18 protein-coding genes and 2 pseudogenes are annotated in these 17,061 nt (G+C 62.4%); 12 read left to right on the forward strand and 8 right to left on the reverse strand.

The window, feature by feature from the left end; genetic code table 11:
* Window positions 1-5: 5 nt before the first annotated feature.
* Window positions 6-695 carry an orotate phosphoribosyltransferase gene (gene pyrE / locus RBB39_RS07310; RefSeq protein ID WP_045992106.1) on the reverse strand — a complete coding sequence of 230 codons (690 nt, stop codon included), beginning with the start codon at window positions 693-695 and terminating at the stop codon, window positions 6-8.
* A 118-nt stretch (window positions 696-813) separates the two neighbouring features.
* Between pyrE and RBB39_RS07315 the strand changes: the two genes are divergently transcribed.
* A complete protein-coding gene (locus RBB39_RS07315) occupies window positions 814-1,581 on the forward strand; it encodes an exodeoxyribonuclease III (protein WP_045992107.1) in 768 nt (255 codons plus the stop codon).
* A gap of 109 nt (window positions 1,582-1,690) precedes the next feature.
* Here RBB39_RS07315 and rph read toward each other — a convergent pair whose 3' ends face one another.
* Window positions 1,691-2,428, reverse strand: coding sequence for a ribonuclease PH (gene rph / locus RBB39_RS07320; protein ID WP_045992108.1), 738 nt, complete (start codon window positions 2,426-2,428; stop codon window positions 1,691-1,693).
* 234 nt (window positions 2,429-2,662) lie between these two features.
* Here rph and RBB39_RS07325 point away from each other — a divergent pair, with 234 nt between their 5' ends.
* The 3 genes and pseudogenes from RBB39_RS07325 to RBB39_RS07335 form a co-directional block, all read left to right on the forward strand.
* Window positions 2,663-3,526, forward strand: coding sequence for a YicC/YloC family endoribonuclease (locus RBB39_RS07325; RefSeq protein ID WP_045992109.1), 864 nt, complete (start codon window positions 2,663-2,665; stop codon window positions 3,524-3,526).
* Between the two features lie 374 nt (window positions 3,527-3,900).
* On the forward strand, window positions 3,901-5,121 hold the full coding sequence (locus tag RBB39_RS07330; protein ID WP_035414229.1) for a site-specific integrase: 1,221 nt from the start codon (window positions 3,901-3,903) through the stop codon (window positions 5,119-5,121).
* A 170-nt stretch (window positions 5,122-5,291) separates the two neighbouring features.
* Window positions 5,292-6,320: pseudogene (locus tag RBB39_RS07335) on the forward strand (IS256 family transposase); the annotation flags it as partial.
* A gap of 865 nt (window positions 6,321-7,185) precedes the next feature.
* Here the strand turns inward: RBB39_RS07335 and merR are convergent.
* Window positions 7,186-7,593 carry an Hg(II)-responsive transcriptional regulator gene (merR, locus tag RBB39_RS07340; protein ID WP_045993860.1) on the reverse strand — a complete coding sequence of 136 codons (408 nt, stop codon included), beginning with the start codon at window positions 7,591-7,593 and terminating at the stop codon, window positions 7,186-7,188.
* A 71-nt stretch (window positions 7,594-7,664) separates the two neighbouring features.
* Here merR and merT point away from each other — a divergent pair, with 71 nt between their 5' ends.
* The 8 genes and pseudogenes from merT (at window position 7,665) to RBB39_RS07380 (ending at window position 12,192) form a co-directional block, all read left to right on the forward strand.
* Window positions 7,665-8,015: a mercuric ion transporter MerT gene (gene merT / locus RBB39_RS07345; RefSeq protein ID WP_045993861.1), complete on the forward strand. Its 351-nt coding sequence runs from the start codon at window positions 7,665-7,667 to the stop codon at window positions 8,013-8,015.
* A gap of 12 nt (window positions 8,016-8,027) precedes the next feature.
* Window positions 8,028-8,324: a mercury resistance system periplasmic binding protein MerP gene (merP, locus tag RBB39_RS07350; RefSeq protein WP_045993862.1), complete on the forward strand. Its 297-nt coding sequence runs from the start codon at window positions 8,028-8,030 to the stop codon at window positions 8,322-8,324.
* A 2-nt stretch (window positions 8,325-8,326) separates the two neighbouring features.
* Window positions 8,327-8,584 (forward strand): mercury resistance system transport protein MerF, encoded by a 258-nt coding sequence (merF, locus tag RBB39_RS07355; protein ID WP_045993863.1) that lies wholly within the window; start codon window positions 8,327-8,329, stop codon window positions 8,582-8,584.
* Window positions 8,583-9,983 (forward strand): annotated as a pseudogene (gene merA, locus RBB39_RS07360) (mercury(II) reductase); the annotation flags it as partial. The gene merF and the pseudogene merA, both read left to right, overlap by 2 nt.
* 70 nt (window positions 9,984-10,053) lie before the next feature.
* Window positions 10,054-10,368, forward strand: a complete 315-nt coding sequence (locus tag RBB39_RS07365) for a helix-turn-helix transcriptional regulator (protein ID WP_201771152.1) — start codon at window positions 10,054-10,056, stop codon at window positions 10,366-10,368.
* Between the two features lie 54 nt (window positions 10,369-10,422).
* On the forward strand, window positions 10,423-10,872 hold the full coding sequence (locus RBB39_RS07370) for a hypothetical protein (RefSeq protein WP_045993866.1): 450 nt from the start codon (window positions 10,423-10,425) through the stop codon (window positions 10,870-10,872).
* 15 nt (window positions 10,873-10,887) lie between these two features.
* Window positions 10,888-11,100, forward strand: coding sequence for a rhodanese-like domain-containing protein (locus RBB39_RS07375; RefSeq protein WP_052704443.1), 213 nt, complete (start codon window positions 10,888-10,890; stop codon window positions 11,098-11,100).
* A gap of 126 nt (window positions 11,101-11,226) precedes the next feature.
* On the forward strand, window positions 11,227-12,192 hold the full coding sequence (locus tag RBB39_RS07380; protein WP_045993867.1) for an arsenic resistance protein: 966 nt from the start codon (window positions 11,227-11,229) through the stop codon (window positions 12,190-12,192).
* A gap of 172 nt (window positions 12,193-12,364) precedes the next feature.
* On the opposite strand, the gene RBB39_RS07385 is transcribed toward RBB39_RS07380, so the two are convergent.
* The 5 genes from RBB39_RS07385 to lnt form a co-directional block, all read right to left on the reverse strand.
* Window positions 12,365-12,928 carry an SCO family protein gene (locus tag RBB39_RS07385; protein WP_306168983.1) on the reverse strand — a complete coding sequence of 188 codons (564 nt, stop codon included), beginning with the start codon at window positions 12,926-12,928 and terminating at the stop codon, window positions 12,365-12,367.
* A gap of 25 nt (window positions 12,929-12,953) precedes the next feature.
* On the reverse strand, window positions 12,954-13,418 hold the full coding sequence (locus RBB39_RS07390; RefSeq protein ID WP_035470183.1) for a copper chaperone PCu(A)C: 465 nt from the start codon (window positions 13,416-13,418) through the stop codon (window positions 12,954-12,956).
* Window positions 13,396-14,169, reverse strand: coding sequence for a cytochrome c oxidase assembly protein (locus RBB39_RS07395; RefSeq protein ID WP_071211138.1), 774 nt, complete (start codon window positions 14,167-14,169; stop codon window positions 13,396-13,398). The genes RBB39_RS07390 and RBB39_RS07395 overlap by 23 nt, the downstream gene beginning before the upstream one ends.
* 313 nt (window positions 14,170-14,482) lie before the next feature.
* Window positions 14,483-15,478, reverse strand: coding sequence for a L,D-transpeptidase family protein (locus RBB39_RS07400; RefSeq protein WP_239452581.1), 996 nt, complete (start codon window positions 15,476-15,478; stop codon window positions 14,483-14,485).
* Window positions 15,479-15,579: 101 nt separating this feature from the next.
* Window positions 15,580-17,052, reverse strand: a complete 1,473-nt coding sequence (gene lnt, locus RBB39_RS07405) for an apolipoprotein N-acyltransferase (protein ID WP_157033094.1) — start codon at window positions 17,050-17,052, stop codon at window positions 15,580-15,582.
* Window positions 17,053-17,061: the final 9 nt, after the last annotated feature.

Genomic DNA, 17,061 nt, shown 5'->3' on the forward strand with positions numbered 1-17,061 from the left:
GCGACTCAGGCGCTGACGCCGTAGCGTTCGCGGTAGGCACGGATGGCCTCGGCGTGGGGTTTGAGGGTATCGCCCCCGCTCTGTTCGAGGTAGGCCAGCACCTGGTCGAGGCCGACGATGCTGACCACCGGGATGCCGAACTCGGCCTGCACCTGCTGGATGGCGCTCTTGTCGGTGTCGTCGCTGGCGCGCTCCTGCCGATCCAGCGCCACCACCACCCCGGCGGCCTGGGCGCCGGCGCCGTCGATCAGCCCCATCACCTCACGGATCGCCGTACCGGCGGTGATCACGTCATCGATGATCATGATGCGACCGTCGAGCGCGGCCCCGACGATGTTGCCGCCTTCGCCGTGGTCCTTGGCCTCCTTGCGATTGAACGCAAAGGGCAGATCACGGTCATGATGATCAGCCAGCGCCACGGCGGTGGTCGCCGCCAGCGAAATGCCCTTGTAGGCCGGCCCGAACAGCACGTCGGCCTCGATCCCGCTTTGCTCGATGGCCTTGGCGTAGAAGCGCCCGAGGCGCGCCAGGGCGCGGCCGGTCTTGAACAGGCCGGCGTTGAAGAAGTACGGGCTCACCCGCCCCGACTTCAGGGTGAACTCACCGAAACTGAGCACGCCCTCGCCGATGGCGAACTCGATGAACTCCCGCTGGTAGGGATGAAGGCGCGCCGCGCCTGGCGGTTGAGGTGCCATGTCAGCCACGAGGCCTCCTGTCCAATTGCCTGGCCTTATCACGTTTTTCTCGACCGGCCATTTACCCAAACGTCGAAACGTCGGGTATCATACACGCGCGACGCAAAAGGGACCACGTATGAAAATCGCCACCATCAATGTAAACGGCATCCGCGAGGCCGTCGGTCGAGGCTTTCTCGACTGGCTCGCCAACCAGGACGCCGACGTTGTCTGCGTCCAGAACATCAAGGCCAAAAGCTTCGAGCTGGACGACAGCATTCTTTATCCTGAGGGCTACGAGGGTTACTTCCTCGACGCCGAACAGGACGGTTTCTCAGGGGTCGGCCTCTACTGCCGCAAGATCCCCAAGGCCATCATGTACGGCCTGGGCTTCCCCCAGTGCGACCATGAAGGACGCTTTCTGCAGGCCGACTACGATCGCTTCTCGATCGCCAGCTTCCTGATGCCCGACGGCAGCGATCCTGACGCCAAGCAGGCGTTCATGGCCCAGTACCAGGAATACCTGTCGAAGATGGCTCGCAAGCGCCGCGAGTACATCATCTGCGGCACCTGGCACATCGCCCACAAGACCATCGATCTGGCCAACTGGGCCGACAACCAGACGACGCCCGGCTTCAAGGCCGAAGAGCGCGCCTGGATGGACCAGGTGTTCGGTCCCACCGGCTTCATCGACACCTTCCGCGAGATCAACCGCGACGGTGACGAGTACACCTGGTGGCCGGCGCTGGACCAGGATCAGCCGCGCTCCCGTCAGGAGGGCTGGCGCCTGGACTACCAGATCGTCGGGCCGAACTTCCGTCGCCATATCACCGACGCCTGGATCGACTACGACGCCACCTTCTCGGAGTTCGCGCCGCTGATCGTCGAGTACGACCTGCAACTGTAAGCCTCCCTTCGTCGCCGTCTGGCCCGAGTCCGGGGCCGGACACGAAAGCGCCGGCCCCTCAGGGGGCCGGCGCCTTCGTTCATGCGACTCATCTCGTCACGGCGACCGCTCAGGCGCGATTGCCGAGCGCCTCACGCTGGTGCTCGAACAGCTCGTTCCCGGCCTTTTCGGCCAGATCCAGCATGGCGTTGAGCTGACCACGGGTGAAGGTGCCGGACTCCGCCGTGCCCTGGACCTCGATCAGCTCGCCGGATTCGCTCAGCACCACGTTCATGTCGGTATCGGCGCTGGAGTCTTCCGGGTAGTCGAGATCCACCACCGGCTGACCGCGATAGAGCCCCACCGATACTGAGCTTACCAGCTGCGAAAAGGGGTCGGTCTTGATCAGCTTCTCGCGCTGCAGGTAGCGGATGGCGTCGATCAGTGCCACACAGCCCCCGGTAATCGAAGCGGTACGCGTGCCACCATCGGCCTGGATCACGTCGCAGTCCACGGTGATGGTGAACTCGCCAAGCTTCTTCAGGTTCACCGCCGCGCGCAGCGAACGCCCGATCAGACGCTGGATCTCCAGGGTGCGGCCGCCCTGCTTGCCGCGTGACGCCTCGCGCCCGCTGCGCGAGTGGGTCGCCCTCGGCAGCATGCCGTACTCGGCGGTGACCCAGCCCTGCTTCTTGCCCCGCAACCAGCGTGGCACGCCGGCCTCGACGCTGGCGTTGCACAGCACCTTGGTGTCACCGAACTCGACCAGCACCGAGCCTTCGGCGTGGCGGGTGTAGTCACGGGTGAGACGAATCTCGCGGGTCTGGTCAAAAGCGCGTCCGCTGGGACGACGGATGTCCGTGGACATGGCACCTCTCTTGGTCGACACGCCTCTTGCCGCGGCATCGCCTGGCGCAGCGAAGGGGACGACGTCGATCATGGAATGGAAAACGAAGGCCGCCCATTCTACACGCCTTGGCCGATGAATCGGGTACACTGCGCTCACCGGTGTCGAGCCCACCCTCGACGGCCCTGCGACACCACCGTGCCCGACGCCAGGAATTCGCCAGGAATTCGCCAGGAAATCGCCAGGAGACCGACCATGGTTCACAGCATGACCGCCTTTTCGCGCCAGGACCTCGAGGCCGAGTGGGGCAGCCTGCAGCTCGAGCTGCGCAGCGTGAACCAGCGCTACCTGGAGCCGCACTTCCGACTGCCCGAGGCCCTGCGTGACCTCGAACCCGGCTTCCGCGACGCACTGCGCAAGCGCCTGGCCCGGGGCAAGATCGAGTGCACCCTGCGCTTCGATGCCAGCGACAAGAGCGACAGCCTGAGCGTCAACCACGAGCGCCTCGCCGCCCTGTCATCGGCACTGGCCGAGGTACGCGCCACCCTGCCCGAGGTGCACATGCCCGACGCCCTGGCCATGCTCGGCCATCCTGGGGTGCTCGAAGGCGGTGGTCTCGATCTGGACGCGGTCAAGCAAGCCGCCAACCAGATGTTCAAGCAGGCCCTGAATGACCTGGTGGAAGGCCGTGCGCGGGAAGGCGAGCAGCTCAAGGCGCTGATCGAGGAGCGCCTGGCGGCCATCCATGAGCTGGTGGCCGAGGTACGCGAAAGGATGCCGCAGATCCTCGAACGTCAGCGCACCCAGCTCGAGGAGAAACTCGCCAACCTCAATGTCGAGCTCGACCCCCACCGGCTCGAGGCCGAGGTGGTGCTGATGGCCCAGAAGGCCGACGTCGCCGAGGAGCTCGACCGCCTCGATACCCACGTCACCGAAGTCGGCCGCCAGCTTAAGCAGAAGGGCCCCATCGGCCGTCGCCTGGACTTCCTGATGCAGGAGCTGAACCGCGAGGCCAACACCCTGTCGTCCAAGTCCGTGGTCGCCGACACCACCCGCTGCGCGGTGGAATTGAAGGTGCTTATCGAGCAGATGCGCGAGCAGATTCAGAACATCGAGTAGAATCCACCAAAGGCCATCAAAAACCATTAAACCACTGTTTTTAAATGGAAAAAAGGTGCAAGAAGTCCACCAAGTTCCACCAACCTCCCCGGAAATCCAGATCATATAGGGGAGTAAAACGGGGAGAAAAAGTATTGCCTCTCCTCCCTCCGACACATACCCTTACAGATACTCCCCAACTATGTCGATCCGAGTGCATGACCGGGAGCAAGTGGGGGGGTGCCCGCTGGCACTCTAAATGCCGTTGGAAAAAGGCCCACTAGGCGCCAGTGACGAGCTCATATGACATTAAGCCGACTATCTAGCCCAAGCCTAGCCCGAGTAGTTATCAAACGGTCGTTTGTTTTATTTTCCGCGGGGGACGAGAGGAAATAATGGGAAGCCTTACCGCCAAGAAGAGCCAGTCGCTTGTCAAGGAGGGTAAAGCAGGGCGCTACAGCGACGGCAACGGCCTATACCTGATGATACCGAGGAAAGGAACTCCTTACTGGATGTTGCGATACACGCTGTTTGGCAAGCGGCGTGAGATGACGCTGGGCAAACATGCCCACCTCTCTCTCGCCGAGGCTCGGACGAAAGCGGTTGAAAACCAGAAGTCTATACGCGAAGGCCTTGACCCCATCGAGGAACGCAAACGCGATAGCCAAGCCTTGATCAGGACAGTGGAGGACCTGTTTGCTGACTGGTACCCAGAGCTAGAGAGAAGACTCAAGCACCCAGCTATCCCAAAGCGGATATACAAAAAAGAAGTGGCGCCCCTCATCGGGGGTAGATCGCTGGATGCTGTCACCCCAATTGATATCCGTGAAATAATTAGAAGAGTAACAAATAGCGGTAGGCCGACAATAGCTAATGACACACTGATGTATCTTAAACAGATGTTCAACCACGCCATAAAACTGGGAATTTTAACTTACAACCCAGCATCCGCTTTCAACGTCAACGACGCAGGCGGTATTGAGAAAAGCCGCGATAGGGTTTTGAGCCTCGATGAGATTCGCAACGTTTTCCAAGCCTTCAGAGACAATAGCGACAGCTTCAGCCGCGACAACTACCTCGCCTGCGCGCTACTGCTCGTCCTGGGGGTACGTAAGACCGAACTTACCGAAGCCCAGTGGTCAGAATTCGACCTTAAGAACGGCCGGTGGAACCTGAGCGGTGAGCGCAGTAAGACAGGCGCCGGGATCGTCATTCCCCTCCCACCGCAAACCATCGGCTGGCTGGAAGAGCTCAAGATCCGTGCCTGCGGCTCGGACTATGTCTTTCCTAATCGCCGCAGCAGTAAGCGGGCCCACATGGGCAAAGACACGCTGAATCGTGCCATTGCCAAGCTATTTGGCAAGGAGCCTGGCAAGAAGCCGCAACCAGAGAACCGGATGGGCGATATCACCGAGTTTACTGTGCATGATCTACGCCGCACCTGCCGCAGCTTGCTCGCTGCCGTTGGTGTACCGGGGCATGTCGCGGAGCGTTGCTTGAATCACAAGCTCAAGGGCGTCGAAGGCATCTACGACCGTTACGACTACTTCGACGAGCGAAAAGAAGCGATTATCAAGGTCGCAAACCTTCTTGGCCCTGCAATAAATCTTCCCTAACTCACAACGTAAATTTCTACACACCAACGAGCTATGGTGATTTCTGGTGTACGGGAGGAGGTCGGAAGGGTGGCGTATCCTGTTGATTGATCACGACCAAGATCTCAATCAACACGAGTGGATACGCCATGACCGATTCTGCCCTCCGAGCCCTATCGCAGCCAGAACCCGAGGTCACCGTCAAGGTGCCCAAGGTACGGGACCGGAGTGGCGGCAAGGCCTGCTTCAACAGCACCCTGTTGCCGCCCTACCTGAAGCGGGCCCGCAGCGTCGAGGAGCTGATTCCCTGGCTCTATCTCAAGGGCATCTCCACCGACGATTATCAGGAGGCTCTGTCGGCTCTGCTGGGTGACCAGGCGAAGGGCCTGTCGGCCAACACGGTCTCGCGATTGAAGGCCCAGTGGTTAGACGAACGCAAGGCCTGGTGTCAGCGGGATCTGGCGGACCGCCGTTACGTCTACTGGTGGGCCGATGGCGTCTACAGCAACGTGCGTCTGGATGACCGCCTGTGTTTGCTGGTGATCGTTGGCGTCACGGCACATGGCCGCAAGGAACTGGTTGCCGTCGAGGATGGCCATCGCGAGTCGGAAGCCAGCTGGAAAGAGCTGCTCACGGGCCTGCGAGAGCGTGGCCTGACGGAATCCCCCAAGCTGGCGATCGGCGACGGTGCGTTGGGCTTCTGGAAGGCACTGAGCAAGATCTATCCAGCCACGGCGCACCAGCGTTGCTGGGTTCACAAGACCGCCAATGTGCTGAACAAGCTGCCCAAGTCGGTGCAGCCCAAGGTCAAGGCCGACCTTCACGAGATCTGGATGACTGAGACGCGCGAGGCAGCCCATCAGGCCTTCGACCGCACGCTGAAGCGCTTTGGCGCCAAGTACCCCCAGGCGATGGAATGCCTGGCCAAGGATCGGGATGAACTGCTGGCGTTCTACGACTTTCCGGCAGAGCACTGGGTGCACATCCGCACTACCAACCCGATCGAGTCGACCTTCGCCACGGTCCGTCTGAGGACGAAGCGCAGCCGGAACTGCGGCTCCCGGGATACGACCCTGGCGATGGTCTTCAAACTGCTCCAGACTGCCCAGAAACGCTGGAGGCGGATCAAGCACTTCCAGAAGTTGGAGCTGGTCGTCAGCAACGTCAAGTTCCAGGACGGGGAGCAGGTAGCCGATCAATCAGACAGGAATGCGGCCTGACCGCCATCCACCAGATTTGACGATAACTCCAAAACGAGCAGCAACAGGCTCATTGCTTAACACAGGTTCCGATGGGCTGTAGGGCCAAGGTGCATTGAGTACGCTCTGAGTTTCGGGGTCGTGAAAGAGCGACTTCACAGTGACCGGTGGCTCATCGTGTGATGCATTGGGAAACGAAAAAGAAGGTCCTGTATCGGGCATAGGTGAAGTCTCTGCGGCATCATCAAGCTCATCAGAAGCCACCTTCCTAGCTTGCTCACGCCAATGCTCACTCAGGCCAAACCTCTGCCGCCGGTGCCTGGTACTAGCTCCCTCGTGTCCCACTGGATGAGACTCGTAGTTATCCTGACTATGATCCGTCATTCCCTACCTCGTGCCTTTTCGCCATCGAATATCTCGCAAAGCCTATCACACGGACCTCTGGCACCCGCTCTTCCCGATCCCCCTCGTTAGCGGTGATACCTCAGGCTTCTCAAGCTAGGCGACTACACGGCCGAGACAGTAGAGGCGACTTATCGTCTCGATCACCACCCTCTTTCCCACGAAATGGCGCTGAGCGGCCCAGAGCCGCTTTTATGCTGTGAGATACGGAAATCATTAGGTAGCGACATAAAACGCCGCACAAGGCGGCACGGCGCAATAACGTCGCCATCTCTATCCACAGCCCACTAACTTGGGAGGCCAAGCATGAAATTTTCACCCAACAGACGTATCAACTCCATCATGGAAGCCCTGCTGGCCCCCAACAGCTGTCAAGGTCTTCGCTGCATCGCATGTCGGAGTTCTTCAAGACTGTAAGTTTCAAAAGATGGCTGCATGGAATGTCAGAAGCTGGCAGCACCACAACGACGAGCCCCTGCATGACCTACCAGTCATGCAGGGCGGCGATCAGCGGGCACGACACCTTCCCTTGATGCACATGGCATTCATCGACCAGCCGGGATAAGGCGACCTCGATGCGGGTCAGATCAGCCAGCCGGGCGCGCACGTCGTCAAGCCGCTGTGACGCCAGTTCCGCCGCCTCGCTGCAATGAGCACCATCCTCCAGAGCCAGTAGCTGCCCGATCTCGTCCAGGCTGAATCCCAGCCGCTGCGCCGCTTTCACGAATTTCACGCGCGCCACGTCGGCGCTGCCATAGCGCCGGATGCCGCCAGGAGGGCGCTCCGGCGTCGGCAACAACCCCCTGTGCTGATAGAAGCGGATCGTTTCCACATTGACCCCGGCCGCTTGGGCAAAGGTGCCGATGGTCAGATTTTCCGGTGCCTCATTCATCGAGCTTGACTCCGTAGTTGACTACGGAAGTAACGTTAGCGTATCGACCAAGAATTCAGAAGGACAATCTCATGCCGGAATCCAAGAACGGTCGTGGTGCCCTGGCAGCCGGCGGCCTCGCTGCGATCCTCGCTTCGACCTGCTGTCTCGGGCCGCTTGTGCTGGTCGCACTGGGCTTCTCGGGCGTCTGGATCGGCAACCTGACGGCCCTGGAACCCTATCGCCCGTTCTTCGTGGGAGTGGCACTGGTGGCGTTGTTTTTCGCCTGGCGCCGAATCTACCGGCCTGCCACCGCTTGTAAGCCAGACGAAACCTGCGCGATGCCACAGGTTCGCACGACGTATAAAGCCATCTTCTGGATCGTCGCTGCCTTGGTGCTGATCGCGCTGCTGTTTCCTTACCTCCTGCCCCTGTTCTATTAAGAGGAGATCACTATGAAACGACTCGCTGCCTGTATTGTGCTTTCCGCGACGCTCGCTACGTCGGCCTGGGCCGCCCCGCAGACCGTGACGTTGTCGGTGCCGGGCATAACCTGTGCCGCTTGCCCTCTCACCGTCAAGGCCGCCCTCAACAAGGTAGACGGCGTCTCGCAAGTCGATGTGAGCTACCCGGATCGTGAGGCGGTGGTCACCTTCGACGATTCACGAACGTCCGTCGAAGCATTGACCGAAGCCACCACCAACGCCGGCTACCCCTCATCCCCGACACCCTCGGAAGCGGATCGGGAGTGACCATGAAGAATCCCAAGACCCTGCTGCGCGCAAGCGTGATTGGCACCGTCCTGATGGCGCTGTGCTGCTTTACACCCATCCTGGTGATCCTGCTTGGCACCGTTGGCCTGGCGGCACTGACCGGCTATCTGGACGTGGTGCTGCTTCCTGCCCTGGCCTTCTTCATCGGCCTGACCCTCTATGCGCTATGGCGCAAGAAGCAATACGACGCCTGGGGTGACAACGCCTCTACCGATTCAAGGAATTCCCCTCATGAGTGATGACAAGAACCCGCACATCGCGGTGATCGGCAGCGGTGGAGCCGCCATGGCGGCGGCTCTAAAGGCCGCCGAACGCGGCGCCCGCATCACCCTGATAGAACGCGGCACCCTCGGCGGCACCTGCGTCAACACCGGCTGTGTACCTTCCAAGATCATGATTCGCGCGGCCCATATCGCCCACTGGCGCACGGAAAGCCCCTTCGATGCCGGCCTGAGCAGCCAAGCGCCGGTGGTAGATTGGGCCAAGCTGCTCGAGCAGCAACAGCGGCGTGTCGAGGAACTGCGCGATGCCAAGTATGAAGGCATACTCCGCGCCCACCCGGCCATCACGGTCCTGAAGGGGGAGGCGCGGTTCGTCGATGCCCATAGCCTGACGGTCACGCTGAATGAGGGCGGCGAGCAAACCGTCCGCTTCGATCGCGCCTTCATCGGCACCGGCGCCCGACCGGCAGAGCCGCCGGTGCCGGGCCTGGCCGATACCCCATACCTAACCTCCACCAGCGCACTGGCCCTGGACACCCTTCCCGAACAGCTGATCGTGATCGGGGCCTCGGTGGTGGCCTTGGAACTGGCCCAGGCCTTCGCCCGGCTGGGCAGCCGGGTCACGGTGCTGGCCCGCAGCCGTCTGCTCTCCCAGGAAGACCCGGCGGTGGGTGAGGCCGTAGAGGCAGCCTTCTACTGCGAGGGCATCGAGGTGCTCAATCAGTCCCAGGCCAGCCGCGTGGACTATACCAATGGCGAGTTCGTGCTGGACACCAACGCCGGGACCCTTCGTGCGGACCAACTGCTGGTGGCCACCGGACGGACACCCAATACCGAGGCCCTGAACCTGGCGAGCATCGGCGTGGAAACCGTGCGCGGGGCGATTCTGGTGGATGAGCACCTGCAAACCACGGTACCGAGCCTCTATGCCGCCGGTGACTGCACCGATCAGCCGGAGTTCGTCTATGTCGCCGCCGCCGGGGGCAGTCGGGCCGCCGTCAACATGACCGGGGGCGATGCCACCCTAGACCTCAGCGCCATGCCGGAGGTGATCTTCACCGATCCTCAGGTGGCCACCGTCGGCCTCACGGAAGCCCAGGCACTCGAGCAGGGCTTTGACGTGGAGACCCGCGTGCTCGATCTGGAGAACGTGCCGCGTGCGCTGGTCAATTTCGACACCGGTGGTTTCATCAAGATGGTGGCCGAACGCGACTCGGGGCGGTTGCTGGGGGTGCAGGCGGTGGCGGGGGACGCCGGCGAGCTGATCCAGACGGCAGTGATGGCACTCCGCGCGCGCATGACGGTACAGGCCATCGGCGATGAGCTGTTCCCCTACCTGACCATGGTGGAAGGCCTCAAGCTCTGCGCCCAGACCTTCACCAAGGACGTGACGCAGTTGTCCTGCTGTGCGGGGTAATGATTTCAATATTGCATGAAATCATTGTTTCATCTAACGTTGAATCATGGACCAATATGATGATGACCTCGTGGCAGCCAAGCTAGCCGCTCTTGCTCACCCCGTCCGCCTGGCGGCCATTCGTCAGCTAGCGGCGGCAGGGCCTGCCGGCCTGGCGGCAGGCAAGCTCGCCGAGCGGCTGGGTACGGCGCCGAATGCACTGACCTTCCACTTGCAGAAACTCGCGGTCGCAGGCCTGGTTGCGTCGCGCCGTGAGGGCCAGTTCGTCTATTACCGCGCGGAGTTCGACGCCTTGCTGGCAATGACGGACCACCTGGTCGGCGCTTGCTGTCGTGAGTCAGACGCCAGCTGTGGCCCCCGCTGCCCCACCTCCGGCAGCCGGTAAGGTGCCGCCGGTTTCTCAAAGATCACTCATCAACGTCATCAAGAGGAGCGCAAGATGATCCAAACCACTCGCGCCAAACCTTCTTGGCTCAGGTCTATCGGCATCGGCATCGCGGTGTCGGCGCTGACCGCCATCGTGATGGTGACATTGCTGAAAGCCGGCGTATCGCCCTTCCCGCAGCCACCTTCCCTGGCCTTCGCCGAGACTCTGCTAGGGCGGTCTCTGCCGTTGCCAGTCGGCCTGCTCTTCCATACGGCCTACGTGACTTTCTGGTCGGGGGTGTTCGTGCGCTATTTCCCGCGCAAGACCCTACCGACCGCGCTGGGCCTGGCCGCCGTGCTATGGGGGGTGATCCTGGTGGTGTTCTTCCCCGTGGTGGGCTGGGGGTTCGCCGGCCTGGCGATCGGTCCCCAGCTGATCCCGGCGTCCGCCCTGCCGCACCTGCTGTTCGGCCTGCTACTGTGGGGACTGGACCGCTACGTTGCCAAGCCGTCTCACGCCTGAGCCCGGAGATCTGCCATGCCAACGATCGATACCGCGACCCTGCGGGATTGGCAGCGGCGGTACCGGAACGTCGCCCTGGTGGATACCCTGCCGGCCGCTGCCTTCGCCAAGGGGCACCTGCCGGGGGCCATCAACATCGTCTCCGACGATATCCTGGACGAGGCGCCCCGACGGCTTCCCGACAAGCAGGCGACCATCGTCGTGTACTGCGCCAGCGAGGACTGCTAGCGGGCCGGCCGTGCCGCCGAGCGCCTGACCCGCCTCGGCTACACGGCGGTCTTCCACTATGTGGGCGGTAAACGGGCCTGGCAGGCCGACGGGTTGTTACTGGAACACTGAGAGGGACGCTTGCCCGTGCGCGACTGGATGGAACGGCAGCAATCCTGGATCTATCTACTCTTTATCCTGGCGGGCCTGGCCATCGGGCTTCGCCAGCCAGACGCGACTGCCCGGCTCGAAGCCTTCCTCTGGCCGCTGCTTGGTGGGTTGCTCTATGCCACCTTCACCCAGGTGCCGCTGACGCGGATCGGCCAGGGCTTCAAGGATTGGCGCTTCCTGGCGGCGCTGCTGCTCGGTAATTTCGTGGTGATTCCCATGGTCCTAGGTGGGCTGATGGCCATGTTGCCTCTGAAGCCCGCCGTGCAGGCCGGCGTACTACTGGTGCTGCTGGTCCCCTGCACCGACTGGTTCATCAGCTTCACCCACCTAGGCAAGGGCGATGCGGGCCGAGCCATTGCCGCCACGCCGGTGCTGTTGCTCATGCAGTTGCTGGCTTTACCGGTCTATCTCTGGCTCTTTCTGGGCGCGGAGTGGTTCCAGGCAGCGATCAGCACCCACCTCCTCAGCGCCTTCGCGGGATTGATTCTCACCCCCTTGGCCCTGGCCTGGGTGACCGAGCGGCTGGCCGAGCGTCACCTCAATGCCAGACGGTGGGTTCATGGCCTGGGCCTACTGCCCGTACCCCTGCTGGCACTGGTGGTCTTTGTCATCGCGGCCTCCCAGGTGACGACCGTGGCCGGCCTCGGCGGGGTCTTGCTGCAAGTGCTGCCGATCTTCGTCGCCTACCTGGCCTTTGCCGCCATCCTGGGCAAGACCCTCGGCAGGCTCTTCCGGCTCTCCGCGCCATCAGCCAGGACTCTGACCTTCAGCTTCGGCACACGCAACTCCTTCGTGGTGCTACCCATCGCCCTGACGCTGCCCGATGCCTGGCAAGCCGCCGTGGTGGTCATCGTCTTCCAGTCGCTGGTCGAGCTGTTCGGCATGGTGGTGTACCTGAGATGGGTGCCAGGCAAGTTGATCCCGGAGCCCTCTCACACATAGCCCTTGCAGCTCCCCATCCAATTTCCAGGAGTAAAATGTGATCGAACGTGGTGTTCGGCTGCCTCAAGGCGCAACGACGAACCTTGCACCGTACTCCTAGCCAAGCCCCCTCGGCAGCCCCCTGAACCGTACCGATCCTCTACGGAAGATAGGGGCGATGGACAGTGACTACTCAGGCACCGCTGGCAAGCCTTTCGAGGTCGGCAACCACGGCCTCCATAGGATCGCTGTCGCGGATCAGCAGGCGCGCCTCTCCCTGATCATTGAAGGCGAAAACAGCGCTGGAGTGCGACACATCATAGTTGCCTTCGCTGTCCTCTTCGCCATACCCGTAGGTCACCCGATAGCGGCGTGTCAGTTCATCGAGGGCCGCTTTATCCCCCGTGAGGCCGATGAACTGGGGGCCGAAGGCATCCGTGTACTCTCGCAACTTCTCGGCGTCATCGCGACGAGGGTCGACCGAGACGAAGAGCACCTGAATGTCGTCGCGCGCCGCCTCATCCATGCGTTGGGTGGCGGCGTCGAGGCGCGCGAGGGTGGTGGGACAGACATCGGGGCAGTGAGTGAAGCCGAAGAACAGCAGTGTGCTCTTGCCGAGGAACTGATCGGCGTTGACGTCTTTGCCGTTCTCGTCGACAAGCTCGAACGCCAGGGGAGGCATGAGCCCCGAGATATCCTTGGTCTGCCAAGGCGGCTCGCTGCAGCCCGCAAGCCATAGGGTCACGAATAGTGCCATGATCCATCGGTGCATCCTGCTCCCCCTACTGTGCTGTCGGCGCCACGGCGCGGAAGGTGACACGCTGTCGCTGCTCGCCGGCGAAATGAAGGTTCACCTCGATGTCGTCACTAACAACGAGGGGGCGAGTCCGTTTCATGAGCATGAGATGATAGCCCCCCGGTGCGAACTCGATCTGCTCCCCCGCTGCCAGTTCTAATTGGGCGACGGGTTGCATACTGGTGATGCCATCCTGATTGACAGTGCGATGCATGGTGACATTGCCGAAAGCGGGGCTATCCGCTCCTGTCAGGGTGACGCCCTTCTCACTGGTATTCGTGAGGGTGAAATAGCCTGCCGCGGGCAGGTCCCCGGGCAGAAGCCGAAGACGCGCCTCGCTGACCTGCAGTTCGGCAGCAGCCACCGTGCCGGGCGTCGCGATCAGCAGCAGGAAGGCCCAGCACCAGCGTTTCGCCAGGCGCGGCAGACTAGCGTGTGGCGTGAGAGACATCAGCGGCATCCTCCTTGCGGGCGTCACGGAACAGAAAGCTGAGAATGATCAGAACCCCAATGGCACTCATCATCGAGGCGGGAATCCAGGTCAGCAGGCCGCCGAGGAGTTGGTCAGTCAGAGGATCCAGCGGCCAGGCGCGACCGCAAACCTCGTAGACATCGAAGATCACGTCGCGACTGAAGGTGATATAGGCGCCCAGGAGAATTTGCGGGGGGATCACCGCCAACAGGATGGCGACACGCTTGCCATAGCCGAGACCGCCTTGTTGCGGCGAGCGGCGATCCAGGATCAGCCACCAGAACAGCAACCCATCCAGCGCCATGCTCCAGTTCATCACCTGATAGAGATCAGCGCTGAGCATGGCGTCGAAGTGGATCTCGGGAATCAGCCAGAAATAGATCAGCCCGACGAACAGTAGGGGGGCGATCAGTGGATGCTGCAGAGTCCGATAAACAGGACGCAGCAGGCGCGCGGCCAGGCTCCACCCGGGGAAGGGTCTGATTCGAGTCGGCAAGCCGTCTGCCAGTACCGGCAAGGGGGCGGCCAGGGCGATCAGGAGGGGGCCGGCGTGATGCAGCACCAGGTGCTGGGCCCGATGGGTAAAGAACATGTACTGGGCGAGGTAGTCGTAATGAGTCTGGGTGACGCCATAGATGGTGGCGACACCCAGCAGGTAGGCCAGGATTCGGCCCGCGCCGGTGGCCTCGCCGCGCCGTCTGCGCTGCCGCAGGCCTCGCAGGTAGAGCACGATGGCCAGCAGGCAGCTCGCCGACCAGGTCAGTGAGAACTCCCACGGCAGCAGGTAGCCCAGAGCGACGTCGAGCTCGATAGCCCTTCCCTCCCCAGAATCGGCACGCCAATGGTGAGCTTAGGAGCCCGCCGCACCATGCGGCAAGGTGGGCCTATAAACGCAGGCAAAGCCAGAGCCCGCACCTCGGTGCCTGGTAGGCGAGGAAGGCCGAGCCCCAACGCACCGCCAGTGGCCATGCAGAGGGCGATAGACCTTGGATAAGCCACGACCGAGTCAGCTCACGAGACTGACAAGACTCGCCATGTCGTCGTCATGGCCTACGCAGCGCGATTTCTGCGTAGATACCCTTGTAGCCAGTGTCGTGCTTTCTATCCGGTTCCGGCGCCGGCTTGGGGTTCAGGGACACCATGCGACCGCTGGGGTCATCCAATAGGCCGCGAAGCTGTCCATCATCGAAGCTCAAGCCCTCGACACCGCGTTGGTTGAGGCGTGTGACGGTGTCTTCCAACGCGGACATGCTGTGCCCTTCTTCTTCCAGCGGCGGGAATGCCTGAACCAGCGGCTGCTCTTCCTCCCAGCCGATCTTGATGGGTTGGTTGACGATTTGGACCTGGGTGTTCGGTGGCACGCGGTCGAAAATCGACTCGATGTCCTCAGGGAACATGCGAATACAGCCACGGCTGGCACGCATGCCGATACCATCCGGCTGGTTGGTGCCATGAATCAAGTAACCGTCGAAACCCAGGATAATGGCATGATCCCCCAGTGGATTATCCGGACCCGGAGGCACCACGCTGGGCGCCTTCTCACCGCGTGCCCTGGCTTCACGCTGGACCGACTCGGGTGGGTACCAGGCAGGGTTCTCGATATTCATGGTGGTTTCGGTGACACCGAGGGGGGTACCGAAGCCTTCACGACCGATGCCGATGGGATAGGTCTCAACGCGTGGCGTTTCACCATCGTCAACCTCCGGATAGTAGTAGAGGCGCAGCTCGGCGATGTTGATGACGATCCCGGTGCGCTCAGCATCGGGCAGGATGAAGCGCCCGGGTATGGTCACCTCGGTACCCTCGCCGGGAATCCAGAGACTCACATCCGGATTGGCGCGCACAATCTCCCTGTACCCCAGGTTGTGTCGCCTGGCGATATCGAGCAGGGTATCTCCTCGATCATCCACAGTTATGCGGTAGGTGTCGCCGATCACATTGCCTTCCTCAGGCAGCGGATAGTGGCCGCGGGGCCACTCGTTCTCCTCTTCGGCCTGAGCAACGCTAATGAGTGCCAGCCAACCGACCAGCACCCCCACCACTGAGCGTGCTCGGAGCTGCCACCATGGACCTTTCCTCGCTGTACTAGAGTGACGTTCCGATAAAGCCATTATTCTCTCCCTTTTCGACTGGACTATTATCATCCAGACCGACGTGTGTTGAGTTTCCATCCAAGCAGCACCAGTAAGGCGGCCAACACCCAGGTCGGCCAGCTACCGGTACGTGTGAACGGTGTGTTCCCCACCATGGGCAGCGCCTCGCCGCGGAGGCTCGTCGCCAGGAACTGTGGTGCGCGGGCCGTGACACGGCCCTGAGTATCGACGATGGCGGTCACCCCGTTGCTGGTGGCGCGGATCAGATAGCGGCCGTTCTCCAGGGCGCGCAGGCGGGCCATCTGCAGATGCTGCAGGGGGCCGATGGAGCGTCCGAACCAGGTGTCGTTGGAGACCGTCAGCAGCAGCTCGGCGTCGCGCGCCTGCTCGGCCACCCGGTCGGCATAGATGATCTCGTAGCAGATGGCGTTACCGATGGTGGTTCCGGCGGCGCGCAGCGGTTCCTGATCGTCGGTGCCAGGCGTCATGGTGGGCATGGGCAGGTCGAAGAAGGCGATGGTGCCGGCGAGCAGGCTCTCCAACGGCAGGTACTCGCCGAAGGGCACCAGGCGCGCCTTACGGTACTTTCCCTCGGCGTTACCCAGGCCGATCACGCCGTTGTAGTAGTCGCCGCCGTCGCGCTGCAGGATGCCGGTGAGCAAGGCGGTGTCGGGGGCGAGGTTGGACTGCACCCGCTCCAGTATTGGCCGGGCCTCCTCCTCGAGCATCGGCAGGGCCGCCTCGGGCCAGACAACCAGGTCGAGGTCGTTGGACTGTGCAAGGGTCAACGCCGTATAGATACTGGCCGCCTCGCGCTGCCCCTCGGGAGTCCACTTGATCGCCTGATCCAGGTTGCCCTGCAGCAGGGCGACCCGCAGCGGCTCGCCGGCCGGGAAGGTCCACTGGGTCGGCAAGGCCATCGGGGCTAGCCAGAGAACAGCGATGGGCGCCGCGGCCCACCAGCGTCGTCTCAGCAGTTCCACGCCCAGGGTGCCGGTCAGGGCGGTGATCAGCGACAGCAGATAGACCCCGCCCACCGGGGCCCAGGCCGCCAGCGGCGAGTCTACCTGGGACGTGCCCAGCAGCAGCCAGGGAAACCCGGTAAACAGCCAGGTGCGCAGCCACTCGCTGAGTACCCAGATGCCGGCGAAGCTGAGGAAGGCCAGGCGTGGGCCCGTGACGCGGCGATAGAGCCAGAAGGGGACGGCGAAGAACAGCGCCAGGCTGGCCACGAACAGGCCGGTGAGGAAGAGCGCCAGGGGCGCCCCCGTATAGCCGTAGTTGTGGATCGCGACGAAGACCCAGGAGGCACCGGAGCCGAACAGGCCCACCCCATAGCACCAGCCGCGGAGGCCGGCCTGAGCGGGTGTCAGGACATGGATGCCGGAATAGACCAGTGCCACCGCCACCGGGCCCAGCCACCACAGCGCAAAGGGCGCGGCGCTGAGAGTGGTCAGTCCCCCGGCGGTCAGGGCCAGGAAACAGCCGAGGGCCGGAGAGATCCGGCCGGCAAGCGTCATGTACCGGAC

Origin of the sequence: Halomonas sp. MMSF_3323 (assembly GCF_030733595.1) — a bacterium.
In the GTDB taxonomy this organism is placed as follows: domain Bacteria; phylum Pseudomonadota; class Gammaproteobacteria; order Pseudomonadales; family Halomonadaceae; genus Halomonas; species Halomonas litopenaei.